The organism is Streptomyces boetiae, assembly GCF_031845405.1.
GTDB lineage: Bacteria > Actinomycetota > Actinomycetes > Streptomycetales > Streptomycetaceae > Streptomyces > Streptomyces boetiae.
This window is the reverse complement of sequence record NZ_JAVREN010000018.1, coordinates 23,616-49,028: the sequence shown is the minus strand read 5'-3', so window position 1 is coordinate 49,028 and position 25,413 is coordinate 23,616. Positions and strand designations below refer to the sequence as shown.

Below are 25,413 nucleotides of genomic sequence, written 5' to 3'. Positions count from 1 at the left end.
GTTCCCTCGGGTCGGGTACCGGTGTCAGATGCGGCCGAGCAGCCGGGCGAGCAGGGCGCCCATCCGGGTCGCGGAGTCGCGGCCCGCCTGGAGCACCTCCTCGTGGTTGAGGGGCTCGCCCGAGAGGCCCGCGGCGAGGTTGGTGACCAGCGAGATGCCCAGCACCTCGGCGCCCGCCTCCCGCGCGGCGATGGCCTCCAGCACCGTGGACATGCCGACGAGGTCGCCGCCGATCGCGCGGACCATGCGGATCTCCGCCGGGGTCTCGTAGTGCGGCCCGGGGAACTGAACGTACACGCCCTCCTCCAGGGAGGGGTCGATCTCCCGGCACAGGGCGCGCAGGCGTGGCGAGTACAGGTCGGTGAGGTCGACGAACTTGGCGCCGCGGATCGGGGAGGCGCCGGTGAGGTTGATGTGATCGCTGATCAGGACGGGCTGGCCGGGGCGCATGCCCTCGCGGAGCCCGCCGCAGCCGTTGGTCAGCACGACGGTCTTGCACCCGGCGGCCACGGCGGTGCGCACGCCGTGCGCGACGGCGCCCACGCCCAGGCCCTCGTAGAAGTGGGTGCGCCCGAGGAAGACCAGCGCCCGCTTCGAGCCCGCCCGGTAGGAGCGGATCGTGCCCGAGTGCCCCTCTACCGCGGGGGGCGGGAAGCCCGGGAGCTCGGTGACGTGGAACTCGCTGTCCGGCTCGCCCAGTTGGTCCGCGGCGGGGACCCAGCCGGAGCCCATGACCAGCGCGACGTCGTGCCCGGCCACCCCGGTCAGCTCGCGGATCCGGGCGGCAGCGGCGTCGGCCGGATCCTCAATCTCAGATGCGTTCACGCACCGAGCCTAACCGTTTTATGCCTACGCGCGTAGAAGTATTTCGCGGCGGAAGAACGCCGGGCGAACACTCGCCGGGACGGGTCAGCAGGGGCGTTTGCGCAGCTCCATGACGTAGTCGTGGGGCGCTCCGGCCGCCTCGGCGGCGTCCGCGACCTCGCCGAGATAGCGCGCGGAGGGCAGCCCGCCCTCGTAGGCGTTGAGGACGTAGACCCACGCCGGGACGGTGCCGTCCAGCGTGTGGACGTGGAGGCGGGCGCGGCGGTAGATGCCCATGCCGACGCCCTCCCAGCGGTCCAGGGCCTCCTCGTCCATGGGCGCGATGTCGTACAGCGCCACGAAGACGTCGGGGGCGGCGGGCGGGCCCGCGCTCTCCACGATCGTGGCCAGGGCGCCCTCCCAGCCCATCTCCTCGCCGCCGAACGTCAGCCGCCAGCCGGTGAGCCAGCCGGTGCCGCGCAGGGGCGAGTGCGGAGCGCGACGGGCCATCAGCCGCGGATCGAGGTTTCCGGCGTAGGCGGCGTAGAGCGACATGCCTGGAAGCGTACGGGAGTGGTGGGGGTGGCCGGGGCGACCGGGCCGCCTCCGCCGCCCGGGCGCGCGGGCCCCTCCGCCCGGGCCCTGGTCCGGTCCGGGGGCCGCCCCCCGGCGGCTCATCGGCCCGTGGTGCGAGACACTGGGAGCGTGACTCGGATCGTGATCATTGGTGGCGGACCCGGCGGCTACGAGGCGGCGCTGGTGGCGGCGCAGCTGGGCGCGGAGGTGACCGTCGTCGATCGCGACGGCCTGGGCGGGGCGTCGGTGCTGACGGACTGCGTCCCGTCGAAGACGCTGATCGCCACCGCCGAGGTGATGACCGGCTTCGACTCCTCCCACGAGGAGCTGGGCATAGAGATCGATCACGACGGCGACGGCATCGGGGACGAGGTGCGCGGCATCGGCGTGGACCTGGGCAAGGTCAACCGCCGGGTCAAACGCCTGGCGCTGGCGCAGTCCCACGACATCACCGCCTCGGTCACCCGGGCGGGGGTCCGGGTGCTGCGCGGGCGCGGGCGCCTGGGCGCGGCCCAGGCCCCCGACGGCTCGCGGCGGGTGACCGTCACGGACCCGGACGGCGGGGAGCGCGAGCTGGTGGCCGACTGCGTGCTGATCGCCACCGGCGGGCAGCCGCGCGAGCTGCCGGACGCCCGGCCCGACGGGGAGCGCATCCTGACCTGGACGCAGGTCTACGACCTCGGGGAGCTGCCCGAGGAGCTGATCGTGGTCGGCTCCGGCGTCACGGGCGCGGAGTTCGCAGGGGCGTACCAGGCGCTGGGCTCGCGGGTGACGCTGGTCTCCTCCCGGGACCGCGTGCTGCCGGGCGAGGACCCCGACGCGGCGGCCGTGCTGGAGGACGTCTTCCGGCGCCGGGGGATGAACGTCCTGGCCCGCTCCCGGGCCGCGGCGGCCAAGCGGGTGGGCGGCCGAGTGGAGATCACCCTCGCGGACGGCCGGACCATCTCCGGAACGCACTGCCTGATGGCCGTGGGCGCGGTGCCGAACACCTCGGACATGGGCCTGGAGGAGGCCGGGGTCAAGCTGAAGGACTCCGGGCACATCTGGACGGACAAGGTCTCGCGCACGAGCGCCCCGGGGGTCTACGCGGCGGGCGACGTGACGGGCGTGCTGGCGCTGGCCTCGGTCGCGGCCATGCAGGGCCGGATCGCGATGTACCACTTCCTGGGCGACGCGGTGGCCCCGCTCGACCTGAAGACGGTCTCGGGGAACATCTTCACCGACCCCGAGATCGCGACCGTGGGCTACACCCAGGCCGACGTGGACGAGGGGCGCATCGACGCGCGGATGGTGAAGCTGCCGCTCCTGCGCAACCCACGGGCCAAGATGCAGGGCGTGCGGGACGGCTTCGTGAAGCTGATGTGCCGGCCGGGCACCGGGATCGTGGTCGGCGGCGTGGTCGTGGCCCCCCGCGCCAGCGAGCTGATCCACCCGATATCGATCGCGGTCGACAACAGCCTGACGGTGGAACAGATCGCAAAAGCGTTCACCGTGTACCCGTCTCTGTCCGGCTCGATCGCCGAGGCGGCCCGGCAGCTCCATACACGGAAACTCGCCGAGGAACAGTAGGCACTGGTCAGCAGGGGTATCGCGCGCATGCGCCCGTGGCATATAACACGCCGGGGGCGCACGCATAGTCAACTTTGGTAATTCCTCGCAACCGGCTGAAACCAGATGGTCGTTGGGGTTACTGTCGGTTCCGTGTTCGCTGCAGAACGTCGTCAGATGATTCTCGAAATGGTCCGGGCCAACGGAGCCGTGTCGCTCCGCGAGCTCGCCCGCGTTGTCCAGACCTCGGAAGTGACCGTCCGGCGCGACGTGCGCGCCCTGGAGGCGGAAGGACTGCTCGACCGCAGGCACGGCGGCGCGGTCCTGCCCGGCGGCTTCACCCGGGAGTCGGGCTTCCCGCAACGGGCCATGGCCGCCACCGCCGAGAAGACCGCCATCGCCGAGTACGCGGCGGGCCTGGTGCGGGAGGGCGAGGCCATCGTGGTCGGCGCCGGCACCACGACCCAGGAGCTGGCCCGCCGGCTCGCCCGGGTGCCGGGCCTGACCGTGGTCACCAACTCCCTGCTCGTCGCCCAGGCCCTGGCCCACGCCAACCGCGTCGAGGTGGTGATGACGGGAGGCACCCTGCGCGGGTCCAACTACGCGCTCGTCGGCAGCGGCGCCGAGCAGTCGCTGCTCGGGCTGCGGGTCAGCAGGGCGTTCCTCTCCGGCGCCGGGCTGACCGCCGACCGCGGCCTGTCCACCTCCAACATGCTGGCAGCCAGCGTGGACCGGGCCCTGGTCCGCGCGGCCTCCGAGGTGGTGGTGCTGGCCGACCACGGCAAGCTGGGCGCGGAGACCGCGTTCCAGACCGTGCCCACGGAGGTGATCTCCCACCTGGTCACCAACCAGCCGCCGCCGGACCAGGAGCGGGCCGCGGCGGAGCTGGACGCGCTCTCGGCGCAGGGGGTGCGGATCTCCGTTGCCGGGGCCTCCTGCGGCAAGCCGGGGGCGGTGGAGCGCGAGCCGCGCTCGCCCGAGCGCCCGGAGCAGCGCGGGGGGCGCGAGGTCCCCGTCCCGAGCCCCCGCGGCGGCGCGGGCCACCCCGGTCCCGGCCTCGGCGCTCCCGGCTCCCTGGGCCAGCGCCTCTCGGACCTGGCCCCGACCCGCCGCAGGTAGGCCGTCCCCGACGGCCTGGCGGCCTCGGGGGATGATGCGCCCCGGGTTCCCGGCGCGCCGCCGCCCTCCGGGCCGCCGCACGCTCCCGCCCGCCGGGGACCGGCCCGGGCCGACCCGGGCCGGGGCGTGCTCCGCTGCGCCCGGCGGTCACCAAGGCGGCGCGCCCCGCCCGCCGCGACGCCGCCCCCGGCGCGAGCCGGGCCCGGCCCCCGGCCCGGGGATCGTGTCCCAGCCGGGGCCCGCTCCGGCGGGAATGCCGCGGGCCCGGGCCCCGGCCGGTGACGGCCGTTGGGGGACCCGGGCCCGGAAGGGGCGTGAGGCGGTCAGTCCTTGATCTCGCAGATGGCCGCGCCCGAGGAGAGGGCTCCGCCGACCTCGGCCTTCAGGGAGGTGACCGTGCCGCTGCGGTGGGCGTTGATGGGCTGCTCCATCTTCATCGCCTCCAGGACGATGACCAGGTCGCCCTCGGAGACCTGCTGGCCCTCCTCGACGGCGACCTTCACGATCGTGCCCTGCATCGGGGAGGCCAGCGTGTCGCCCGTGGCGCCGCCGCCCGCCCGCTTCGACGCCTTCCGGCGCGCCGGACGGGCGCCGCCCGCCACCGCCGCGCGGGCCAGCGGCATCGCCAGCGTCGCGGGCAGCGAGACCTCGAGCCGCTTGCCGGCGACCTCAACGACCACCGTCTCGCGCGTCCCGACGGTCTCCTCCGCCTCCGCGCCGGCCGCAGCCGCCGCGTCGAAGGGCTCGATCACGGCGGCGAACTCGGTCTCGATCCACCGGGTGTGGACGGAGAACGGCCCCTCCTGCCCCGTGGCCTCGGGCGCGAACGCCGGGTCCACGACCACCGCGCGGTGGAACGTCAGGGCCGTGGCCATGCCCTCGACGCGGAACTCCGCCAGCGCCCGGGCCGCGCGCTGCAGGGCCTCGCCGCGGGTGGCGCCGGTGACGATCAGCTTGGCCAGCAGGGAGTCCCAGGCCGGGCCGATCACGCTGCCGCTCTCCACGCCCGCGTCCAGCCGCACGCCGGGGCCGGAGGGGGGCGCGAAGAGGGTCACGGTGCCGGGCGCGGGCAGGAAGTTGCGCCCCGGGTCCTCGCCGTTGATGCGGAACTCGAAGGAGTGCCCGCGCAGCGGCGGGTCGTCGTACCCCAGCTCCTCGCCGTCCGCGATGCGGAACTGCTCGCGGACCAGGTCGATGCCGGTGACCTCCTCGGTGACCGGGTGCTCGACCTGGAGGCGGGTGTTGACCTCCAGGAAGGAGATCGTGCCGTCCTGGCCGACGAGGAACTCGCAGGTGCCGGCGCCGACATAGCCCGCCTCGCGCAGGATCGCCTTGGAGGCGGCGTAGAGCTGGGCGTTCTGCTCCTCGCTCAGATAGGGCGCGGGGGCCTCCTCGACCAGCTTCTGATGGCGCCGCTGGAGGGAGCAGTCGCGGGTGGAGACCACCACGACGTTGCCGTGCCGGTCCGCCAGGCACTGGGTCTCCACGTGCCGGGGGCGGTCGAGGTAGCGCTCCACGAAGCACTCGCCGCGGCCGAAGGCGGCCACCGCCTCGCGCACCGCCGAGTCGTACAGCTCAGGGATCTCCTCCAGCGTGCGGGCCACCTTCAGGCCGCGCCCGCCGCCGCCGAAGGCCGCCTTGATGGCGATGGGCAGGCCGTGCTCCCGGGCGAAGGCGACGACCTCCTCCGAGCCGGAGACCGGGTCGGGGGTGCCGGCCACGAGGGGCGCGCCGGCCCGCTGCGCGATGTGCCGGGCCGCGACCTTGTCGCCCAGGTCGCGGATCGCCTGCGGCGGCGGGCCGATCCAGGTCAGCCCGGCGTCGAGCACGGCCTGGGCGAACTCCGCGTTCTCCGACAGGAATCCGTACCCCGGGTGAACGGCGTCGGCGCCGGAGTCGGCCGCGGCCTTCAGCACCTTCTCGATGTCGAGGTAGCTGGTCGCGGGCGTGTCACCGCCCAGCGCGAACGCCTCGTCCGCGATCCGGGCGTGCACCGCGTCCCGGTCGGGCTCGGCATACACCGCCACACTGGCGATGCCGGCGTCCCGGCAGGCACGGGCTACCCGAACGGCAATCTCCCCGCGATTGGCGATCAGCACCTTACGCACGATGGCTCCCTCCTTGGAACAAGGCGAGTTTATGTAGTGGCGACACCTCGCAACGAGTCGCCCACGGGGGTGACCTTTCCCACAAGCTTCGTGGGACCCGGATCACGCCTGGCCGACTTGCCCTGCTGTCCCAAGGTACGCGCCGCGATTACGTTTACCTTAGACGCCGGAACGGGTCCCGGGGGTCGAGCGGCCGGAGACAGCGGGAAGCGGATCGCGTTGTGGGGATTCCACAAGCCCCGGGGAAAATCTTTGCGTGCCCGACCCCCGCCGTGCGCGGGGGGTTGTCGAAGCCGTTACCCAGCAGTAGCGTCCCGTTCGTGAACCCGGGCAGACGAAGCGTGGCCGCCGCGGCGGCCGTGGCGGTGGCCGGCGGCGCGGCGGCCCTCGGCCTGGTGAACCTCGTCCTGGGCGTCGCCGCGGACCGGCAGGACATGTCCGTCGCCGGGGTCTCGCCGGCCACGATCGCCGCCTCGGCCTGGGCGGCCGGGGGCGCGCAGGCCGCGTTCCTCCTGCTGGGCGCCGGGCTGCTGGCCCGGATCGCGGCAACGGACCGCTCCCCACGGCGACTTGCCCGCCTCGTCCTGATCGGCGCGGCGGTCCTGCACGCCCTCACGGCAACGCTCGCGGCCGGCCTGGTCGGCTGGTGGGCGTTCGCGGCGCTGATGGCCGTCTTCACCCTCGTCGTGCTGACGCTGACCCTCTACCCGCCGCCCGCGGGCGGCCCCGGCCGGCCGTTCGTCTCAGGTCCACAGGTCGGTGATGGCGACCCCGAGGCGGGCCAGCAGCTCCCGCAGCAGGGGCATGGACAGGCCGATGACGTTGCCCGCGTTCCCCTCCACGGCCTCCACGAACGGGGCGGAGCGGCCGTCGAGGGTGAACGCCCCCGCGACCCGCAGGGGTTCGCCGGTGGCCACGTAGGCGGCGACCTCCTCGTCGGAGGGGTGCCCGAAGCGCACGGTCGTTGACGCCGTCGCCGCGACCCGCGCCCCGGGGCCCGCGGCCGTGTCGATCACGCAGTGGCCCGTGTGCAGCACGGCGGAACGGCCGCGCAGCGCCTTCCACCGGGCGGTGGCCTCCTCGGCGTCCGCCGGCTTGCCCAGCGCCGCGCCGTCCACGTCCAGCAGCGAGTCGCAGGCCACGACCAGCGCGCCCGCGGCCTCGGGCCGGGCCGCCACGGCCTCGGCCTTGGCCTCGGCCAGCAGCAGGGCCAGGGCGGCGGGCGTCGGCGCGTTCAGCGACTCCTCGTCCACGCCGCTGACGATCACCTCGGGCGCGAGCCCCGCCTGCCGCAACAGGCCCAGACGGGCCGGGGACTGCGAGGCGAGCACGAGGCGGCGGGCCGGGGTGCGGGCTGCCGACGGCGGGTTCGGCGGGGCATTCATGGGCGTCAGGGTAACGAGCGCGGCGGGGCGCCCGTCCGGCCGGTCTGCCCGGACCGGCCGGACGGGCTACTCTCCCCGGGCCCGAGGGGAACCCGGCCCGGGGGAGTCCTGGGTGCCGCCGGACCGCGTGTGGCGCGGCCGGGCGGCGGGGGGCAAGGGCGGTGCGGGCCGCGGGCGTTGGGGCGTTCCCGGGGCGCTGCCGCCTCCGGCCCCGGCCGGCGCTCCCCCTGCCCTGGGCGGGCATACGAGAAGCTGCCGGGATGAACGTCCCGCGCCGCCGCGGGAGTTCCGCCCGCGACCGCCGCTCGCCAGTCCATGGTTCCGAACGTCCCGCGTCCGCGCGGGAGTTCCCTCAGGAGGCCGCTGGTGGCGCCTCCGGGGCCGCCTCCGGCGGTGAGGGGCTCTCCGCCCCCGCGGGGGACGTTCTCCCCGGGGCGGCCGTTCCGGTGGCGCCCGCCAAGGCCGTTTCCCCTTCTGCTGCCGGCCCCGCCGGCCCCGCCGGGCGGTCCGTGACCGTGATGCGGCCGGCGGCGATGCGGGCCAGGCGCTCGGAGCGGGCCGCGATGGCGCTGTCGTGGGTGACCATGACGAACGTCAGCCCCAGCTCCTTCCACTGCGTCTCCAGCACGTCCATCACCTCGTCCCGCGTGGACTCGTCGAGGTTGCCGGTGGGCTCGTCGGCGAGCAGCACCTTGGGCCGTTTCGCCAGGGCGCGCGCGATCGCCACGCGCTGCTGCTGGCCGCCGGACAGCTCGCCCGGCACGTGGCCCGCGCGCTCGGCCAGGCCCACCGCCTCCAGGGCCGCGGCGGCGCGGCGGCGGCGTTCCCCGGCGCGCAGGCGCAGCGGGACGAGGGCGGTCTCGACGTTCTCCTGGGCGGTGAGCGTGGGGATGAGGTGGAAGCCCTGGAAGACGAAGCCGATGCGCTCGGCGCGCAGCCGGGTCAGCCGGGCCTCCGAGAGCCGGGTCAGGTCGGTGCCGTCCAGGACCACGCTGCCGCCGGTGGCGCGGTCGAGGCCGCCGAGGAGCTGCAGCAGCGTGGACTTGCCGCCGCCGGTGGGGCCCTGGATGACCAGCCGGCTGCCGGCCGGGACGGTGAGGGAGACCTCGTCCAGCGCCGTGACGGTCTGCCTGCCGCGGCGGTAGTGCTTGGTGACGCCGGTGAGTTCGTACACGGAATGCTCCGGGGGATCAGGGGGGGGCAGGGGGATCGGGGGTGAACGGGCGGCGGGGCGGGCGTCTCAGGCGACGCGGCGCAGGGCGTCCGCCGGGCGCAGGCGGGCGGCGCGCGAGGCGGCGAACGCGCCCGCGATCAGGCCGCCGAGGACGGCCAGGCCCACGGCCAGCGCGAGGACGCTGAGGCTGACGGGCGCGGTGAGGCCGATGTCCAGCGTCTCGGCGGCGGCCTCCGGGCCGCCGCCCATGATCACCGGGCGGGGACCGCCGGGGCCGGCCGCGCCGGGGCCGCCGCCGGAGGCGAGTTCGGCCGTCAGGCCGGGGCGCAGGGCGGTGATGGTCCAGGCACCGAGCAGGCCGAGGCCCAGGCCCAGGGCGCCGCCGGCCAGGCCGGTGACCAGGGACTCGCCCATCACCTGCCCGGTGACGCGGCGGCGGGTCCAGCCCAGGGCCTTGAGGGTGCCGAACTCCGTGACCCGGCGGCTGACGGCGGCCGAGGCCATCAGTCCTGCGACGAGGAAGGAGACCGCGAGCACCAGCCAGGACAGCCAGGTGCCGACGCCGTCGGCGAGGTCGGCGGCGGTGGACAGCGAGCCGGAGACCTCCTCGGCCAGGTCGTCGGCGGTGGTGATCTCGACGTCGTCGACCAGGCCGCCGATGGCCGTCTCGATGGCGTCGAGCCGCTGGGAGTCCTCGGCCTGGACGTAGACGTTCGTGACCTCGTCCTCGTGGCCGGACAGCTCCTGGGCGCGGGCCAGCGGGAGGTAGACCTGGGCGGTGGCCTCGCCCTCGGTGGCGGTGACGCCGACGACCTCGAAGTCCGTGCCGCGCAGCGTGACGGTGTCGCCCACGGCCAGCTCCTCCTCGGCCGCGTGGTCGGCGTCCACGAGCGCGACCTCGGCCTCGGCGTCCTCGGCCGACAGCGCCCGCCCGTCCGTGATCTCGGCTCCGGCGAGCGGGCCGAGGTCCGGCTGGGTGACGTCGGTGCCGTAGACGGCGAAGTCGTCCACGCCGAACTCCGCGCCGCCGCCCTCCACGCGCATCCGCGGCCCGCCGCCCTGGCCTCCGCCCCCCTCTATGCCGGGGCCGCCGGGCACGGCCTGCTCGCCGGGGACCTCCTGGATCTCGCCCCGCTGGAAGGAGCCGTCGATGGTGATGCTCCGCAGGCTCAGCCCGCCGACGGCGCCGCTGACCCCCTCCACGCCGGCGATCCGTTCCACGTCCGCCGCGTCGAGCGTGCCGGGGGAGGCCGCCACGAGCTGGTCGCTGCTCTGCTCCCCGTCCCCCGCGTCGAACTCGAAGCGCGGCCCGCGCTGGAACTCCCCGTCCTCCGGGGGCACGAACGCCGGGGTGACGGTGATGTCGGTGCCGAGCCCGTAGAGCGAACGCAGCACCTCCTCCTGGGCCCGCTGCATTCCCGAGGAGACGGCGTTGACGACCACGACCAGAGCGATGCCGAGCGCGAGCCCGGCGGCGATGACGAACTGCGCACGACGCCGGCGCCGCAGCTCCCGTCGCAGGTAGGTGAAAATCATGCCCGGACGCTAGGAGCGCGCGGTGAGGGCCCCCTGAGGGCTCCATGAGAAGCCGATGAGAAACGCTCCCGGCCGCGGCCGGGGGCGTCGCGGAACGGCCGTCGCGGCGGCGGCCCGGCTCAGCGCAGCAGGAGGAGGGTCGCCGTCAGGAGGGTGGCCGTGGCCAGGAGCCAGCCCGCGCGGGCCGCCATCGCGCGGGCGGCCCGCGTCTCGTCATTGGGCCTGGGGCGCATGTCCGACCACCGCATGACCCCCACGCTGCGGGATGCGGTGGCCGGGCGCCTGAGTAGAAGTACTCAGATCCGGCCCGGAGGCCGGAGCCGGGTCAGGCCGGCCAGTAGCTCGTGCGCCAGCTGTTCGGGCCCGGGTGGGGGAGGCGGCCCGCCGGGACCGCGCGGGAGGGGTCGGACCACAGGGGTGGGCGGGACGGGCCGCCCTCCCCGCCGCCGGCCGCCGCGGCGGCCATCCGCGCCTGCATCACCGCGACCGCGGCGGCCAGCTCCTCGGGCGTGGGGTTGCCCCGCAGAACCCTGATCATCTTCGCGCCTCCTCGTGCTGCCGTCTGCCGTCTGCCGTCTGCCGAACGAACGCCTTACAGCGGGATGTTGCCGTGCTTCTTCGGGGGGAGCTGCTCCCGCTTGGTGCGCAGCGCCCGCAGGCCGCGCACCACCGCGTGCCGCGTCTCCGCCGGGCGGATGACGGCGTCCACGTAGCCGCGCTCGGCCGCCACGTAGGGGTTGAGCAGCGTGTCCTCGTACTCCTGCGTCAGCCGCGCGCGCTCCGCCTCGCGCTCCTCGTCCCCCCCGATGGCCGCCAGCGTGCGCCGGTGCAGGATGTTGACCGCGCCCTGCGCCCCCATGACCGCGATCTGCGCCGTGGGCCAGGCGAAGTTGAGGTCCGCGCCCAGGTGCTTGGAGCCCATCACGTCGTAGGCCCCGCCGAACGCCTTGCGCGTGATGACGGTGATCAGTGGAACGGTGGCCTCGGCGTAGGCGTAGATCAGCTTGGCGCCGCGGCGGATGATGCCGTTGTACTCCTGGTCCGTGCCGGGCAGGAAGCCGGGGACGTCCACGAAGGTGAGGACCGGGATGTTGAACGCGTCGCAGGTCCGCACGAAGCGGGCGGCCTTCTCCGAGGCGTTGATGTCCAGGCAGCCGGCGAACTGCATCGGCTGGTTGGCGACCACGCCCACCGGGTAGCCCTCGACCCGGCCGAAGCCGGTGATGATGTTGGGCGCGAACAGGGACTGGGTCTCCAGGAACTCGTGGTCGTCCAGCACGTGCTCGATCGCCTCGTGCATGTCGTAGGGCTGGTTGGCCGAGTCCGGCACCAGCGCGTCCAGCTCCTCGTCCTCCGGCGAGTGCTCCAGGTCGGCCTCCTGCGGGAAGGCCGGGGGCTCGGAGAGGTTGTTGGAGGGCAGGTAGGACAGCAGGGCCTTCACGTACTCGAAGGCGTCCTTCTCGTCCCCGGCCATGTGGTGGGCCACGCCGGAGAGGGTGTTGTGGGTGCGCGCGCCGCCCAGCTCCTCGAAGCCGACGTCCTCACCCGTGACCGTCTTGATCACGTCCGGACCGGTGATGAACATGTGGGAGGTCTGGTCGACCATCACGGTGAAGTCCGTGATCGCCGGGGAGTACACGGCGCCACCCGCGCAGGGACCGGTGATCACCGAGATCTGCGGGATCACCCCGGAGGCGTGGACGTTGCGCCGGAAGATCTCCGCGAACAGGCCCAGCGCCGTGACGCCCTCCTGGATGCGGGCCCCGCCGCCGTCGTTGATCCCGACCACCGGACAGCCGGTCTTGGCCGCGAAGTCCATCACCTTCACGATCTTCTCGCCGTAGACCTCGCCCAGCGAGCCGCCGAAGACGGTGAAGTCCTGCGAGTAGACGGCGACCGGGCGGCCGTCCACGGTGCCGTAGCCGGTGACCACGCCGTCGCCGTAGGGGCGGTTCTTGTCGATGCCGAACGCCGTGGCGCGGTGCCGGGCGAACTCGTCCAGCTCGGTGAAGGACCCCTCGTCCAGCAGCAGGTCGATCCGCTCCCGGGCCGTCAGCTTCCCCTTGGCGTGCTGCTTCTCCACCGCCCGCGCGGACCCGGCGTGCGTGGCCTCGTCCGTCCGGCGCCTGAGATCCTCGATCTTGCCCGCGGTGGTGTGAAGGTTTTCGGCCACGGCAGCGGCTCCTACTCGTCCTCGGGTGGTTACCGATTCGTAGGTTATTCCCAGCCTGTCGGCGCCGGAGGGCAATGGGCGTGCGGCGTTGGCCACACCCTTAGTCTGGCGCCATGACCACTGAGCGGAGCCGCTGGTCCGATCTCGATCGTCCGCCGTTGAACGCGCGGGCCCTGCGGGAGGGGCTGACGCGTCCCGACAGCCTCTGGACGCACCTCGACGTCGTGGCCTCCACCGGCTCCACGAACGCCGACCTGGCCGAGGCCGCGCGCGCCGGGCGGGCCCGCGCCGGGGCCGTTCTCATCGCCGAGGAGCAGACGGCCGGGCGCGGGCGCCTGGGCCGCACCTGGAGCGCCCCGCCGCGCTCCGGCCTCTTCTTCTCCGCGCTGCTCCAGCCCGAGGCCGACGGCGTGCCGCCCGCCCGCCTCACCTGGCTCCCGCTGCTCGCCGGGGTCGCCACGGCCGCCGCACTCAGCCGCGCGGCCGGCGTGGACACCCCGCTGAAGTGGCCGAACGACCTGCTGGTGCGCGTGGACGGCGCCGAACGCAAGGCCGGCGGCATCCTGGCCGAGCGCGTCGAGGGCGGCTCGGGCGTCGTCCTGGGCATCGGCCTGAACGTCTCCCTCACCGAGGCCGAACTGCCCGTCCCGCAGGCCGGTTCGCTCCTGCTGGCGCGGGCCGTCACCACCGACCGGGACCCCCTGCTGCGCGCGGTGCTGCGTTCCCTGGCCGAGTGGTACACCCGCTGGACCGCGGCCGGCGGGGACGCCGCCGAGGCCGGGCTGCTGGAGGCGTACGCGGCCGGCTCCGCGACCCTGGGGCGCCCGGTGCGGGCGGAGCTGCCGGGGGGCGGCGAGCTGCTCGGCGAGGCGGTGGCCGTGGACGGCGAGGGGCGGCTGGTGGTGGCCACCGGGGACGGCCGGCGGGAGCCGCTGGCCGCCGCGGACATCGTCCACCTCCGGGCGACGTGACATACGGCACACTGCCGTAGGGTTGTGCGGTGAGTGCGAGCGAGTGCGAGGCACGTGACGGAGCACGCGCGATGGACGCGCCTGAGCGGAACGGTAGGACTGTGCGCAGCGTAGGGATTCCTCCTGTGAGGCGTCCGGCAGGGGCGGGCGGCCGTGGCCGGCACTGATCCGGGCACCCCGGCGGCACCCCCGCCGGACCCGGCCGGCGGCCGGGCAGCGGGCACCGCGGCGGCGGGGACGGCGCAGGGCAACGCCAGGGGCGGGGCTTCGGGGGCACCCTCGGGGGCGGCCCCGGGCAGGCAATCGGGGAACGCTCCGGGTTCGCGCTCCGGGAACGCCCCGGGGGTTCCCCGGGGGAACGGCGCCCGCGCCGAGGGCACGCGGGGCGACGGCGCAGGGGGCAACGCCCGGGGCCGCGGCTCGGGGAAGGCCCGGGGCGACGGCGGGGCCGACGCCCCCTCGGCAGGTGCCGCGCGGGCCGCGTCGGGGAACCGGGCCCGTAGACCCCCCGCGGACCCCTCCGGGCCGCCTCCCGGGAACGCGGCCGGGAAGCCTTCCGGGAGCGGGGCGGACCGTTCCGCCGGGAACTCCGCCGGGAACTCCGCCGAGGACCCCGCGGAGAACTCGGCCGAGAACATCGCCCTGCGCATCGAGCACCTGATCATGGGCGCCGAGCGCCAGTACACGCCCTTCCAGGCGGCCCGCGCCGCCGGCGTTCCCATGGACCTGGCCTCCCGCTTCTGGCGGGCGATGGGCTTCCCCGACATCGGACAGGCCCGCGTGCTGACCGAGGCCGACGTGCTCGCGCTGCGGCGGCTGGCGGGCCTGGTGGAGGCCGGGCTGCTGAGCGAGCCGATGGCCATCCAGGTCGCCCGCTCCACCGGCCAGACCACGGCCCGGCTCGCGGACTGGCAGATCGACTCCTTCCTGGAGGGCCTGACCGAGCCGCCCGAGCCCGGCATGACCCGCGCCGAGGTCGCCTACCCGCTGGTCGAGCTGCTGCTCCCGGAGCTCCAGGAGTTCCTGGTCTACGTCTGGCGGCGCCAACTGGCCGCCGCCACCAGCCGGGTGGTGCAGGCCGCGGACGACGACGAGATGGTGGACCGGCGCCTCGCGGTCGGGTTCGCGGACCTGGTGGGCTTCACGCGGCTCACGCGGCGGCTGGAGGAGGCGGAGCTGGGTGAGCTGGTGGAGGCGTTCGAGACCACGGCCGCCGACCTGGTGGCCGCCCGCGGCGGCCGGCTGATCAAGACCCTCGGCGACGAGGTCCTCTTCGCGGCCGACGACGCGGGCATGGCGGCCGACATCGGCCTGCGGCTGGTGCAGACCCTGGGCGAGGACCCGGCGATGCCGGAGCTTCGGGTGGGGATCGCGTTCGGCACGGTGACCACGCGGATGGGCGACGTCTTCGGCAACACGGTCAACCTCGCCAGCCGCCTGACCTCGATAGCCCCCAAGAACATGGTGCTGGTGGACGGCGCCATGCGGGAGGAGCTGAAGTCCGCCGGCCTGGCCCCGCACTCCGAGAAGGCGGCCGACGCGGGCGCCGGGTACCGCTTCACCCTCCAGCCGCTCTACCAGCGGCCGGTGCGCGGCCTGGGCATCGTGGAGCCGTGGCTGCTGACGCGGCGCGGCTGAGGGGAGAGGGAGCGACGCCGCCGGGTGGTGCGGGCGCCGCCCGGCGGGGGCGAGGAGTAGTTGAACGCCCCATGGCGCGCGGAACGCCCCTAGCCTGGGCGGCATGGGTGACCAGAGCCGGCTGCGGGCCGTCGTGGCGGTGGCGGAGGAGATGGCCGCCGCCCCCGGCCTGCCGCAGCTCGCCCGCGCCGCCGCGGAGGGCGTGCGCGCCGCGCTGGGGGGCGCGTCGGCGGCCGTGGCCGCCCGGGAGCGCGGGGAGGGGACCGCGGAGCGCCTGCGGGAGCTGGCCCGGGCGGGCGAGCCGCCGGGGGCCGGGGGCCCGCCGCAGCTGATACTTCCGCTCGCCGCAGGAGGCCGGCCCTGGGGCGAGCTACGCGTGACCCGCGGTCCCGGCGCGCCCGCGTTCGGCCCCGACGAGGCCGACCTCGGCGCGGCGCTGGCGGCCGTCATCGCGGCGGGCCTGGCCCAGTACGAGCGGCTGGCCGAGGCCAGCAGGCTGGCGTTCACCGATCCGCTCACCGGCCTGGCCAACCGCCGTGCCGTGGACGTGCGGCTGGCCGACGCGGTGCGGCGGCACCGGGCGACGGGCGAGGCGGTCAGCCTGGTCGTCTGCGACGTCAACGGCCTCAAGCGGGTCAACGACACGTACGGCCACGCGCAGGGCGACCGCCTGCTGGAACGTTTCGGCGCCCTGCTGGCGGGGTGCGCGGAGCACCTGCCGGGCGCTTTGGCGGCCCGGCTGGGGGGCGACGAGTTCTGCCTGGTGGCGGTGGGGTCCGGGGCGGAGGCGGTGGAGCGGGTGGCGGAGGCCGTCTGCCGCCGGGCCCGCGAGCTGGAGCCGGGCGAGGGCGTGGCCTGCGGCATGGCCTCCACGGGCGAGGCCGGGGGCCCTCCCGCCACGGCGCGGCGGCTGTTCCGGCTGGCCGACGCCGCGCAGTACCGGGCGAAGGCCACCGGCGCCCCCGGCCCCGTGGTCGCCGGCCGCGACGCCCCCGACGACCCCGTCCTCGCCCTGGCCGACGCGCCCCCGCCCCCAGGCCCCACGCCCGGCCGCCCGGACCGCCGCCGCTTCCGGGGAGCGCGGCGCCCGGGGGGCGCCTGAGGGCGCGCGGCCTCGCGCGCGAGCCGCACGCGCGGTCGGCGGCGCCGTTCGCCTCACTCGGGCAGGGCGGCGAGCCAGTCGGTCAGGAGGCGGTTGACCTCGGCGGGGCGTTCCTGCTGGATCCAGTGGCCGCAGCCGTCGAGGATGTGGGAGGAGACCAGGCCCGGCAGCGTCGCGGGGAAGGCGGCGATCGCGTCGGCCAGCCACGTGGTGGAGGCGTCGAGCCCCCCGCCGATGAACAGGGACGGCTGGGGCACGGGGGCGCCGTCGAGGGCCGCGAGGTCCTCCCAGTCGCGGTCCATGTTCCGGTAGCGGTTGAGGGCCCCCGTGAGGCCGGTGCGCTCGAACTCCCCGGCGTAGACGTCGAGATCGCCCTCGCTCAGCCAGGCGGGCAGCCGGCCCGCGGGGAACCGTTCGCGCAGCGTCCCGCCCCGGCTCACGAAGTGCGGATCGGGGTTCCCGGGCGCGGGCATCGTGTCGGCGGACAGGGCCGCGTAGAAGCCCGCCAGCCAGCCGCGCACGTCCGGCTCGATCTCGGCCTCGGCCCGCCCCGGCTCCTGGAAGTACGAGACGTAGAACTCGCCCGGCGCCGCCGGGTCCGCGCCCATCCGCGCGAAGACCTCGCTGGGCCGGGGCCCGCCGCGCGGGGCGTACGGCACGCTGAGCAGGCCCACCGCGCGGAAGACCTCGGGCCGGAGCAGGGCGGAGTTCGCGGCGATGGACGCGCCCCAGTCGTGGCCGACGATCGCCGCGGGCTCCGTGCCGCCCAGGGCGCGCACCACCGCGACGTTGTCCTCCACCAGGTCGAGCATCCGGTACGCCTCCGGCGCGGCGGGCCGGGAGGAACGCCCGTAGCCGCGGACGTCGAGGGCGACCGCGCGGTACCCGGCCGCCGCGAGGGCGGGGAGCTGGTGGCGCCAGGAGTACCAGGACTCGGGGAAGCCGTGCACCAGCAGCACCAGCGGCCCGGTGCCCTGCTCCACGAGGTGGATCCGGCCGCCGGGCGAGGGGACCGTCCGGTGGACCGGTTCCGTGATCTGTCGCGCCATGCGTCGTCTCCTTCGGCTCGTCCTCGGCCCGGTAGGCGCCGGGCGGCGGCTCGCCACCGATCATGCGCGGGGCCGCGCGGGGCGGCGAGTCGCGTTGCCGGTCCGGCAACACCGGCGCCGCCCCGCCCCGGCCGCCCCCGCAGGCCCTACCCTGCGAGGGATGAGCACCCAGACCACCCTCCTCGGCCCCGCCGGGGTCACCGCCGCCGACGTCCTGGCCGTGGCCCGGGGCGGCAGCCGGGTGGAGCTGTCGCGGGCCGCCGTGGAGGCGATGGAGGCCGGGCGGCGGGTCGTGGAGGAGCTCGCCGGGCGGCCCGAGCCCGCCTACGGCGTCTCCACCGGCTTCGGCGCCCTCGCCGTCCTGCACATCGGCCCGGACCTGCGCGCCCGCCTCCAGCGCAACATCGTGCGTTCCCACGCCGCCGGCATGGGCCCCCGCGTCGAGCGCGAGGTCGTGCGGGCGCTGATGTTCCTGCGGCTGAAGACCCTCGCCTCCGGCCACACCGGCGTGCGCCCCGAGGTGGCCCGCGCGATCGCCGCGGTGCTGAACGCCGGCATCACCCCCGTCGTCCACGAGTACGGCTCGCTGGGCTGCTCCGGGGACCTCGCGCCGCTGTCGCACTGCGCGCTGACCCTCCTGGGCGAGGGGGAGGCCGAGGACGCCGCCGGGGCGGTGCGGCCGGCCGGGGAGCTGCTGGCCGCGCACGGCATCGCCCCGCTGCGGCTGCGCGAGAAGGAGGGACTGGCGCTGCTCAACGGCACGGACGGGATGCTCGGCATGCTCCTCCTCGCCTGCGCCGACCTCGCCCGCCTGTGCACCGGCGCCGACGTCTCCGCCGCGCTGACGCTGGAGGCCCTGCTGGGCACGGACCGGGTGCTCGCCCGGGAGCTGAACGCCCTGCGTCCGCACCCGGGTCAGGCCGCCAGCGCGGCCAACATGCGGCTGTTGCTGGCCGGTTCGGGGCTGACGGGACATCACCAGGATGCCGCGCCGCGCGTGCAGGACGCGTACTCGGTGCGGTGCGCCCCGCAGGTGGCCGGTGCGGTCCGGGACACCCTCGCGCACGCCCGCGCCGTCGCGGACCGCGAGCTGGCCGCCGCCGTGGACAACCCCGTGGTGGTGGACGGCCGGGTCGAGTCGAACGGCAACTTCCACGGCGCGCCCGTGGGTTACGTCCTGGACTTCCTGGCCATCGCCGCCGCCGACCTGGCCTCGATCGCCGAACGCCGCACCGACCGGCTGCTGGACCGTCACCGCTCGCACGGGCTGCCGCCGTTCCTGGCCGCCGACCCCGGGGTCGACTCGGGGCTGATGATCGCGCAGTACACGCAGGCCGCGCTGGTGAGCGAGCTGAAGCGGCTGGCCGCGCCCGCCTCCGTGGACTCCATCCCCTCCTCCGCGATGCAGGAGGACCACGTCTCCATGGGCTGGTCGGCCGCGCGGAAGCTGCGGCGGGCCGTGGAGTGCCTGACGCGGGTGCTCGCCGTGGAGGTGTGCGCGGCCTCGCGCGCCCTGCGGCTGCGCGAGGAGGCCGCCGCGGGGGCGGGGCTGCGGATGGGCCCGGCGGCGCGGGCCGTGGTGGAGGCGGCCGAGGCCGCGGGGGTGCGCGGGCCGGGGGAGGACCGCTTCCTGGCCCCCGACCTCGCGGCGGCCGAGGCGTTCGTCTCCGGCGGGGGCCTGATCGCCGCGGCGGAGTCGGCGGCGGGGCCGCTGGCCTGAGCGGCCGGGCCCCAGGCCCGAGCCCCGCGCGGCGCTGTGTGACCCGCCTGTCGCGCCGGGCACGGACGTGGTGCACGGCCTGTCAAAGGCCGTTGCCCGCTGTCAACGCCCGTGGCTCGCGTCCGCTGGGAACGTCCGTGGCGCCGCCGGCCGGTCAACGCCCGCCGCCGGCCGGTCAACGCCCGCCGCCGGGCGCCGCGCGCAGGGACCGCCGCCGGCTGCGAACGCCCTCAGCCCGGCCGTTCAGCCCCCCGAGAGCTCCCCGCGCACCTGCTCGGTCCCCGGGATCGGGGCCCCGCCGCCCGCGTCCTCCCCGCCCCCCTGCTGCGCCGACGGCAGCAGGCACACCGCGCACAGCGCGACGGCCGCGATCATGCCGCAGATCAGCGGCCGACGGTCACCGGGCGGGTACTCAGCGCTCATGACCAGCGATGTTACGGGCCCCTGCGGGTCGGCGGGAAGGGGCGACGGCGGGCCCCTTACTCTCCGGGGCATGACCGATGAACTGAGCGACCGGACGCGGCATGTGCGGGTCCGCGTCGAGATGGTGCTGGAGATCACGGAGGCCGACGAGCTGATCCGCGCCGCCTGGGCGCGGATCGAGGGCGACGCCTCCATGCCGCGCGAGGAGCGGGACCAGGCGGCCCAGGCCGTTTCCCGGGACGAGGCGGAGGCCGTGGCCTACCTGATCGACCCGGTGGACCTCGTGGACGAGGTGCCGGGCGTGGTGCTGGCCCAGGCGTCCTGGAGCAGCGAGGTGGCCGACTACGACCCCGAGACGGACTGGGACGGCAGCGACGACGGGGAGGAGATGGGCCCCGACGAGGAGTGACGCCCACCCGCGGACTGCGGGTTACCGGGCCGATTAACTTACCCTGGGAACCGGCTGCCGCCCTATCACGTCTACCCCGGGTGTCCTGCGGGGACGCGGCAGTGGACCCAGTTTTCGATTCGGATGAGGGACGGCATGCGGCGCAAGGGCCTGAGCGCGGCGGCAGCGCTGCTCTGTGGACTGCTGACTCTGTCGGCATGCAGCGGCGGCGACGATGCTCCGGAGGAGCCGGGGGGCGGTGGCGGCAACGAGCAGTCGGAGGCCGATCGCGCCGCCGAGGACGCGAACACCTCGGAGGCCGTGATCTCCATCACACCCGACGACGACGCGGTCAACGTCGGCATCAACAGCGACGTCGAGGTCACCGTCGAGGGGGGCACCCTGGACGAGGTCGTCATGACCGCGGCCGGGACCGGCACCGAGGTGACCGGTACGACGGCCGAGGACGGCGCGAGCTGGGCCCCCGACGCCCAGCTCGACCGGGGCACGCAGTACGAGCTGACCGTGCAGGCCAGCGACGCGCAGGGCCGTGAGGCACACGAGGCCCGCACCTTCACCACGATCTCGGCGGAGAACAGCTTCACGGGCATCTTCACCCCGGAGGACGGCGAGACCGTCGGCGTGGGGATGCCCGTCTCGCTCAACTTCGACCGGCCGATCACCAACCGGGCCGAGGTCCAGGACGCGGTCGAGATCAACACCAGCAGCGGGCAGGAGGTCGTGGGCCACTGGTTCAGCGACACCCGGCTCGACTTCCGCCCCGAGGACTACTGGGCGGCCAACACCCAGGTCACCGTCGACCTCAACTTCGACGGCCTTGAGGGCGCGGAGGGCATCACCGGCTGGCAGGACCGCACCTTCGCCTTCACCGTGGGCCGTTCGCAGATCTCCACCGTGGACGTGCAGACCCATCAGATGCGGGTCGTGCGCGACGGCCAGACGCTGCGCACCCTGCCGATATCGGCGGGCAGCGAGGAGAACCCCACCTACAACGGCGCGATGGTGATCTCCGAGAAGCTGACCGAGACGCGGATGAACGGCGCCACCGTCGGCTTCACGGACGACGACGGCGAGGGCGAGTACGATATCCCGGACGTGCCGCACGCCATGCGGCTCTCCACCTCGGGGACGTTCGTCCACGGCAACTACTGGGCCTCGCGCGGGACGTTCGGCTCCGCGAACACCAGCCACGGCTGCATAGGGCTGGCCGACACCCAGGGCGCGGACGACCCCGACCAGGACGCCGCCTGGTTCTTCGAGGAGTCCCTGCGCGGCGACGTCATCATCGTCACCAACTCCCCCGACCGCGAGATCCAGCCCGACAACGGCCTCAACGGCTGGAACATGAGCTGGGACGAGTGGGTGGCGGGCAGCGCGCTGTAGTCCCCGCCACTCCTCCGCACACCCCGGACGCCCGGCCTCGCGCCGGGCGTTCGCCGTTGCGGGGGAACCAGACCCGATCCGGTCCCCGCAACGCTGCGAGCGGCGCGGGCGGGTGCCGTACTCAGTAGATGAGGGCGTAGACGACGCAGGGAGCGTCGGCGTCGTCCTGGGCCGCACCTACGACCAGGGTCCGCGAGCCATAGCGCCACCCTGTGGTCCAGAAGTACTCCTCAAGGTACTCGCCGTACTCCGCGCCGATGTCCACGGGAGGCAGCTCGGCGGCCGGCACGCGGCGCACCACCTCATCAGCGGCCTCGCGTGCGGCGCGTTCGCCCTCCTGGCGCAGGTCGTCTCCGTACGCGCCCGTGCCGAGGGCCGCCTCCTCCTCGTCGAAGTCCCGCAGCCACAGAGTGAAGGCCAGCCGCAGCTTCGGCGGATCGTACTGGATCGACAGCGAGCCGGGACCACGGTGCCAGGGCCGGTAGAACGGCTCGGCGGGTGCGCGCCGGTAGGGCTCCCAGCCGCGCTGTTCCAGCAGCGGCACGATGGCCTCGCCGGTGAGCACCGGGGCATCGCGGAGGGCTTGGAGGATTTCCAGGACTTCGTCCATCAGGTCATTCCGATAGCAGGTACGTGGTACACGGCGAGCTCGCCGCTGGCCATGGCCTCGGGGAAGGCTTGATTGAACAGGTCGGTGAAGTGCTGCGCGCCTCCCTGGCTCGAAATCGCGTACCGCTGGAGCTGGTCCAGCGATTTGACGTCCTGCGATCGAGGGCGCTCCCGGCAGACGCGTCGTTCACCCTCATCCGCGCTTATCTGAAGGAGTACACCGCATGAGTGCTCACCGGGCCGTCTCCTGGCGGAAGTCGACCTACAGCGGCGTCAACAACGGCGACTGCCTCGAAGTCGCGGACGGCGTCCCCGGCCTCGTTCCCGTCAGGGACAGCAAGGTTCCGGACGGGCCCGTGCTGGTCGTTCCGGATGGGGGCTGGGGCGCTTTCGTCTCGGCCGTGAGGCGGGGGCGGCTGTCGGGCTGAACGCCGTGTGCCGTCCGGCTGTGTCAACCGTTGCGCCGGGCGGCGACAGCGGTCCGTGCCCGGACGAGCAGGGTGCCCGGCTGCCCGGGGGCGGGGGCGGCGAGTGCCGTCGCGGCGACGTCGGCGAAGCCGGAGCGCTTCAGGAGGTCCGTCCGGAGGGCGGGACTGTACTGCCAGCGCAGCACGGTGAGTTCGTCCTCCCGTCCCTCCAGCCAGGTGCCGCCCATCCGCTGAGGGCCCCAGGCGTCCGCCGTGGGCTCGGCCTGACGGAACGCGAGGACGCCGCCGTCCGTGAGGCGGGCCGCGATGAGCGGGAGCAGTTCCTCGGGGTCGGTGCACCACACGGCGCCCCACACGGAATACACCGCGTCATATGTCGCGGTGTCGGCCGTGAGGAAGGCGCCGGCCATGGCCCGGACGAAGGAGACGCGCCGTTCGTCGCGCCACCAGGTCCGGGCGCGTTCGACCTGCACGGGTGAGAAGTCGACGCCGACAACGTTCACTCCCTGACGCGCGAGAGCCACGGCCCGCCAGACCCTCCCCGGGGCCGGGTTCCAGCGCGCGGCGCGGCCCCGGCCTACACGCAGATGCTGTGCACCACGGCGTACACCCTGGCCCGTGCCGACGCGCGTGACGACGCGCTGACCATGATCCGCGAGGCCACGCGAGCGGCGCGGGCGCTCCCCGACGCACCGGTGCGGGGAGGTCTGACCCGGGCGTCCGTGACGCTGTACGAGGTGGGCGTCCACTGGGCGCTGGGGGACGCGGGCACAGCGCTGCACGCTGGGCGCGGCCTGAGCCCCGCTCAGTTCGAGACGCCCGAACGCCGCGCGCGCCTCCACACCGACCTGGCCCGCGCGTGGCGGCAGTGGGGCCGGGCCGAGCAGGCCGCCGTTCAGCTTCTCGACGCCTGTCGTGCGGCGCCCGCGGAGGTCCGTGAACGCCCGGCCATCCGCGCCGTCGCGGCCGAACCGACGGAGCGGCACTGCCGCTTGGTCGCGGTGCGCACCCTCAGGGCCGCCGTCCGGGGAAGCGGTCCGGCCCGGCCGTTCAGCGTCTAGCCGGGACCGGGACGGCCTCCGCCGACAGGAGGTCGTGGAGGGCCGATTCCGAGGGGGTTCCCGGGTCGGCGTGGAAGGTGACGAGTTGCTGGGCGGGGTCCTGGGGGAGGGTCAGGGTTTCGTAGCGGAGGGTCAGGGGGCCGGCCGTGGGGTGGTGGAAGCGTTTGGTGCCGTAGGCGCGGTCGCGAACGTCGTGGCGGGCCCAGAGGTCGCGGAAGGCGGCGCTGTGCTCCTTGAGGTGGGCCAGGAGAGCGCACAGGCGGGGGTCGTCGGGGCGGCGGGCCGATTCGCGGCGGAGGACGGCGACGAGGTCGGCGGCCTTCGCCTCCCAGTCCACGTACAGCTCGCGCTGGGCCGGGTCGAGGAAGACCATGCGGGCGAGGTTGCGGTCCTCGGGGGGCAGGACGGCGAAGTCGCCCAGGAGGAGGGCGGCCGGGCGGTTCCAGGCGAGCACGTCCAGGCCCGAGTCGGAGACGAACGCCGGGACGTGCGTCAACTGATCGAGGAGCTGGCGCAGTTCGGGGCGGACACGCGGGGGCGCGGCGGCGGCGCGGTGCCGGGGCGGGACGGCCTCGGCCGGGCGTACCAGGTGCGTCAGGTGGTCGCGTTCGGCGGGGTTGAGGCGCAGGGCGGTGGCGATGGCCTCCAGGACGCCCGCCGAGACGTTGGCGCCGTGGCCCTGCTCCAGGCGCGTGTAGTAGGCGACGCTGACGCCCGCGAGCAGCGCCAGCTCCTCGCGGCGCAGGCCCGGCACGCGGCGGCGTCCGCCCCGGGCCGGCAGCCCGACGTCGGCCGGGCTCAGCCGCGCACGGCGGCTGCGGAGGAAGGCACGCAACTCGTCTCGCTGGTCGATTCCCACGGGCACCCAGTATGGGGGGCCCGTTCGCGAAAGTGATACGGGCAGTGGTAGGCACGGCGGTGAGAGGTGACGACGGGACCTGGGTAGCGCGCGCGGGAGACCGCAGCATGGGTGTCATGACAGATCTCAGCACCGTCCCCGCCTACGGCGCCTTCGAGGCCAAGGCGCCCCTGGAGCGCACCACCATCTCCCGCCGCCCGGTCGGCGAGCACGACGTGCTGATCGAGATCGGGTATGCCGGCATCTGTCACAGCGACGTCCACCAGGCCCGCCACGAGTGGGGCGAGGGCATCTTCCCGATGGTGCCCGGCCACGAGATCGCGGGCGTGGTGGCGGCCGTGGGGCCGGGCGTGACGCGGTACGCCGTGGGGGACCGGGTCGGCGTGGGCTGCTACGTGGACTCCTGCCGGGAGTGCGACAACTGCCGGGCCGGGCTTGAGCAGTACTGCGACGGCGTCGTCTTCACCTACAACAGCCGCTACGCCGACGGGCAGCCCACCTACGGCGGGTACTCCACGCACATCGTCGTGCACGAGCGCTACGTGCTGCGCATCCCCGACGCGCTGCCGCTGGACGCCGCCGCACCGCTGCTGTGCGCCGGGATCACCCTGTACTCGCCGCTGGCGCACTGGAGGGCCGGGCCCGGCACGCGGGTGGCCGTGGTCGGCCTCGGCGGGCTGGGGCACCTGGGGGTGCGCATCGCCCACGCCATGGGCGCCGAGGTGACCGTGCTCAGCCAGTCGCTGCGCAAGGAGGCGGACGGCCGCAGGTTCGGGGCCGCCCACTTCCACGCAACGTCCGACCCGGCCACCTTCGAGAAGCTGGCGGGCTCCTTCGACCTGATCCTCAACACCGTCTCGGCCTCCCTGGACCTGGACGCCTACCTGGGCCTGCTGCGCCTGAACGGCACCCTGGTGATGCTGGGCGTCCCCGAGGAGCCGCTGCCGGTGGAGACGTGGTCGCTGTTCACCAACCGGCGCTCGCTGTCCGGGTCGATGAACGGCAGCGTCCGGGAGACCCAGGCCATGCTGGACCTCTGCGCCGAGCACGGCATCGGCGCCGAGATCGAGCTGATCCGGGCCGAGGAGATCAACGCCGCCTACGAGCGGCTGACGGCCGGAGACGTGCGCTACCGGTTCGTCATCGACGCCTCCACCATCGCCTGACGGCCGCCCCCCGCGACGCGCCCAGCCGCCGCGTCCCCCGTTCCGCCGCGCGCCTGCCCGTGTTCCCCCGGCCGGGCCGCCGCGCGGCACCCGTCCGCCTCCCGGCCGGCCGCCCCCGGCCGGGAGGCGGCCCCGCGGACCGCGCGGACCCCGGGAGCCCCGCGAGCCCCCG

The 25,413-nt window shown here is 74.9% G+C and carries 26 protein-coding genes; 12 read left to right on the top strand and 14 right to left on the bottom strand.

Features of this window, described 5'->3' with window-relative positions; genetic code table 11:
• Window positions 1-24: 24 nt before the first annotated feature.
• Window positions 25-825 carry a purine-nucleoside phosphorylase gene (locus RM780_RS14265; RefSeq protein WP_311631071.1) on the bottom strand — a complete coding sequence of 267 codons (801 nt, stop codon included), beginning with the start codon at window positions 823-825 and terminating at the stop codon, window positions 25-27.
• Window positions 826-909: 84 nt separating this feature from the next.
• Complete coding sequence (locus RM780_RS14260) at window positions 910-1,359, bottom strand: gamma-glutamylcyclotransferase (protein ID WP_311631070.1); 450 nt, start codon at window positions 1,357-1,359, stop codon at window positions 910-912.
• Between the two features lie 150 nt (window positions 1,360-1,509).
• Here RM780_RS14260 and RM780_RS14255 point away from each other — a divergent pair, with 150 nt between their 5' ends.
• Both RM780_RS14255 and RM780_RS14250 read left to right on the top strand, forming a co-directional pair.
• Complete coding sequence (locus tag RM780_RS14255) at window positions 1,510-2,949, top strand: NAD(P)H-quinone dehydrogenase (protein WP_311631069.1); 1,440 nt, start codon at window positions 1,510-1,512, stop codon at window positions 2,947-2,949.
• Window positions 2,950-3,117: 168 nt separating this feature from the next.
• Window positions 3,118-4,047 carry a DeoR/GlpR family DNA-binding transcription regulator gene (locus RM780_RS14250; protein ID WP_449657200.1) on the top strand — a complete coding sequence of 310 codons (930 nt, stop codon included), beginning with the start codon at window positions 3,118-3,120 and terminating at the stop codon, window positions 4,045-4,047.
• 323 nt (window positions 4,048-4,370) lie between these two features.
• On the opposite strand, the gene RM780_RS14245 is transcribed toward RM780_RS14250, so the two are convergent.
• From RM780_RS14245 to RM780_RS14215, 7 genes are all read right to left on the bottom strand, one after another.
• Window positions 4,371-6,155 carry an acetyl/propionyl/methylcrotonyl-CoA carboxylase subunit alpha gene (locus RM780_RS14245; protein WP_311631067.1) on the bottom strand — a complete coding sequence of 595 codons (1,785 nt, stop codon included), beginning with the start codon at window positions 6,153-6,155 and terminating at the stop codon, window positions 4,371-4,373.
• Between the two features lie 743 nt (window positions 6,156-6,898).
• Complete coding sequence (locus tag RM780_RS14240; protein WP_311631066.1) at window positions 6,899-7,540, bottom strand: Maf family protein; 642 nt, start codon at window positions 7,538-7,540, stop codon at window positions 6,899-6,901.
• A gap of 352 nt (window positions 7,541-7,892) precedes the next feature.
• Window positions 7,893-8,714, bottom strand: coding sequence for an ABC transporter ATP-binding protein (locus RM780_RS14235; protein ID WP_394812963.1), 822 nt, complete (start codon window positions 8,712-8,714; stop codon window positions 7,893-7,895).
• A 66-nt stretch (window positions 8,715-8,780) separates the two neighbouring features.
• Window positions 8,781-10,250, bottom strand: a complete 1,470-nt coding sequence (locus tag RM780_RS14230) for an ABC transporter permease (protein ID WP_311631065.1) — start codon at window positions 10,248-10,250, stop codon at window positions 8,781-8,783.
• A gap of 119 nt (window positions 10,251-10,369) precedes the next feature.
• On the bottom strand, window positions 10,370-10,498 hold the full coding sequence (gene mmpB, locus RM780_RS14225; RefSeq protein WP_311631064.1) for a morphogenic membrane protein MmpB: 129 nt from the start codon (window positions 10,496-10,498) through the stop codon (window positions 10,370-10,372).
• 77 nt (window positions 10,499-10,575) lie between these two features.
• A complete protein-coding gene (locus tag RM780_RS14220) occupies window positions 10,576-10,788 on the bottom strand; it encodes an acyl-CoA carboxylase subunit epsilon (RefSeq protein WP_311631063.1) in 213 nt (70 codons plus the stop codon).
• A gap of 54 nt (window positions 10,789-10,842) precedes the next feature.
• A complete protein-coding gene (locus RM780_RS14215) occupies window positions 10,843-12,423 on the bottom strand; it encodes an acyl-CoA carboxylase subunit beta (protein ID WP_311631062.1) in 1,581 nt (526 codons plus the stop codon).
• A gap of 113 nt (window positions 12,424-12,536) precedes the next feature.
• On the opposite strand from RM780_RS14215, the gene RM780_RS14210 reads away from it, so the two are divergent.
• The 3 genes from RM780_RS14210 to RM780_RS14200 all read left to right on the top strand — a co-directional run bounded on the left by RM780_RS14210 (window position 12,537) and on the right by RM780_RS14200 (window position 16,134).
• Window positions 12,537-13,394, top strand: coding sequence for a biotin--[acetyl-CoA-carboxylase] ligase (locus RM780_RS14210; protein WP_311631061.1), 858 nt, complete (start codon window positions 12,537-12,539; stop codon window positions 13,392-13,394).
• Between the two features lie 153 nt (window positions 13,395-13,547).
• Window positions 13,548-15,032, top strand: coding sequence for an adenylate/guanylate cyclase domain-containing protein (locus RM780_RS14205; RefSeq protein WP_394812962.1), 1,485 nt, complete (start codon window positions 13,548-13,550; stop codon window positions 15,030-15,032).
• Between the two features lie 103 nt (window positions 15,033-15,135).
• On the top strand, window positions 15,136-16,134 hold the full coding sequence (locus RM780_RS14200; RefSeq protein ID WP_311631060.1) for a GGDEF domain-containing protein: 999 nt from the start codon (window positions 15,136-15,138) through the stop codon (window positions 16,132-16,134).
• A 53-nt stretch (window positions 16,135-16,187) separates the two neighbouring features.
• On the opposite strand, the gene RM780_RS14195 is transcribed toward RM780_RS14200, so the two are convergent.
• Complete coding sequence (locus RM780_RS14195) at window positions 16,188-17,183, bottom strand: alpha/beta fold hydrolase (protein WP_311631059.1); 996 nt, start codon at window positions 17,181-17,183, stop codon at window positions 16,188-16,190.
• 160 nt (window positions 17,184-17,343) lie between these two features.
• Here RM780_RS14195 and hutH point away from each other — a divergent pair, with 160 nt between their 5' ends.
• Complete coding sequence (hutH, locus tag RM780_RS14190; protein WP_311631058.1) at window positions 17,344-18,903, top strand: histidine ammonia-lyase; 1,560 nt, start codon at window positions 17,344-17,346, stop codon at window positions 18,901-18,903.
• 243 nt (window positions 18,904-19,146) lie between these two features.
• On the opposite strand, the gene RM780_RS14185 is transcribed toward hutH, so the two are convergent.
• Window positions 19,147-19,326, bottom strand: a complete 180-nt coding sequence (locus RM780_RS14185) for a hypothetical protein (protein ID WP_311631057.1) — start codon at window positions 19,324-19,326, stop codon at window positions 19,147-19,149.
• 70 nt (window positions 19,327-19,396) lie between these two features.
• On the opposite strand from RM780_RS14185, the gene RM780_RS14180 reads away from it, so the two are divergent.
• Both RM780_RS14180 and RM780_RS14175 read left to right on the top strand, forming a co-directional pair.
• Window positions 19,397-19,735, top strand: a complete 339-nt coding sequence (locus tag RM780_RS14180; RefSeq protein WP_311631056.1) for a hypothetical protein — start codon at window positions 19,397-19,399, stop codon at window positions 19,733-19,735.
• Between the two features lie 123 nt (window positions 19,736-19,858).
• The gene (locus RM780_RS14175) at window positions 19,859-21,118 is read left to right on the top strand and encodes a L,D-transpeptidase (protein WP_311631055.1); all 1,260 of its coding nucleotides are present in this window, start codon (window positions 19,859-19,861) and stop codon (window positions 21,116-21,118) included.
• Between the two features lie 121 nt (window positions 21,119-21,239).
• On the opposite strand, the gene RM780_RS14170 is transcribed toward RM780_RS14175, so the two are convergent.
• Complete coding sequence (locus RM780_RS14170) at window positions 21,240-21,728, bottom strand: hypothetical protein (RefSeq protein ID WP_311631054.1); 489 nt, start codon at window positions 21,726-21,728, stop codon at window positions 21,240-21,242.
• Between the two features lie 23 nt (window positions 21,729-21,751).
• Between RM780_RS14170 and RM780_RS14165 the strand changes: the two genes are divergently transcribed.
• Together RM780_RS14165 and RM780_RS14160 are read left to right on the top strand one after the other, a co-directional pair.
• Window positions 21,752-21,955: a hypothetical protein gene (locus tag RM780_RS14165; protein WP_311631053.1), complete on the top strand. Its 204-nt coding sequence runs from the start codon at window positions 21,752-21,754 to the stop codon at window positions 21,953-21,955.
• On the top strand, window positions 21,952-22,155 hold the full coding sequence (locus RM780_RS14160; protein WP_311631052.1) for a DUF397 domain-containing protein: 204 nt from the start codon (window positions 21,952-21,954) through the stop codon (window positions 22,153-22,155). The genes RM780_RS14165 and RM780_RS14160 overlap by 4 nt, the downstream gene beginning before the upstream one ends.
• Before the next feature lie 23 nt (window positions 22,156-22,178).
• Here the strand turns inward: RM780_RS14160 and RM780_RS14155 are convergent, their stop codons facing one another.
• The gene (locus tag RM780_RS14155; RefSeq protein WP_311631051.1) at window positions 22,179-22,658 is read right to left on the bottom strand and encodes a class I SAM-dependent methyltransferase; all 480 of its coding nucleotides are present in this window, start codon (window positions 22,656-22,658) and stop codon (window positions 22,179-22,181) included.
• An 84-nt stretch (window positions 22,659-22,742) separates the two neighbouring features.
• On the opposite strand from RM780_RS14155, the gene RM780_RS14150 reads away from it, so the two are divergent.
• Complete coding sequence (locus RM780_RS14150; protein ID WP_311631050.1) at window positions 22,743-23,216, top strand: hypothetical protein; 474 nt, start codon at window positions 22,743-22,745, stop codon at window positions 23,214-23,216.
• Here RM780_RS14150 and RM780_RS14145 read toward each other — a convergent pair.
• A complete protein-coding gene (locus RM780_RS14145) occupies window positions 23,206-24,075 on the bottom strand; it encodes a helix-turn-helix domain-containing protein (protein ID WP_311631049.1) in 870 nt (289 codons plus the stop codon). The two genes, RM780_RS14150 and RM780_RS14145, sit on opposite strands and share 11 nt — an antisense overlap.
• Before the next feature lie 116 nt (window positions 24,076-24,191).
• Between RM780_RS14145 and RM780_RS14140 the strand changes: the two genes are divergently transcribed.
• Window positions 24,192-25,241, top strand: coding sequence for an NAD(P)-dependent alcohol dehydrogenase (locus RM780_RS14140; RefSeq protein ID WP_311631048.1), 1,050 nt, complete (start codon window positions 24,192-24,194; stop codon window positions 25,239-25,241).
• Window positions 25,242-25,413 lie beyond the last annotated feature (172 nt).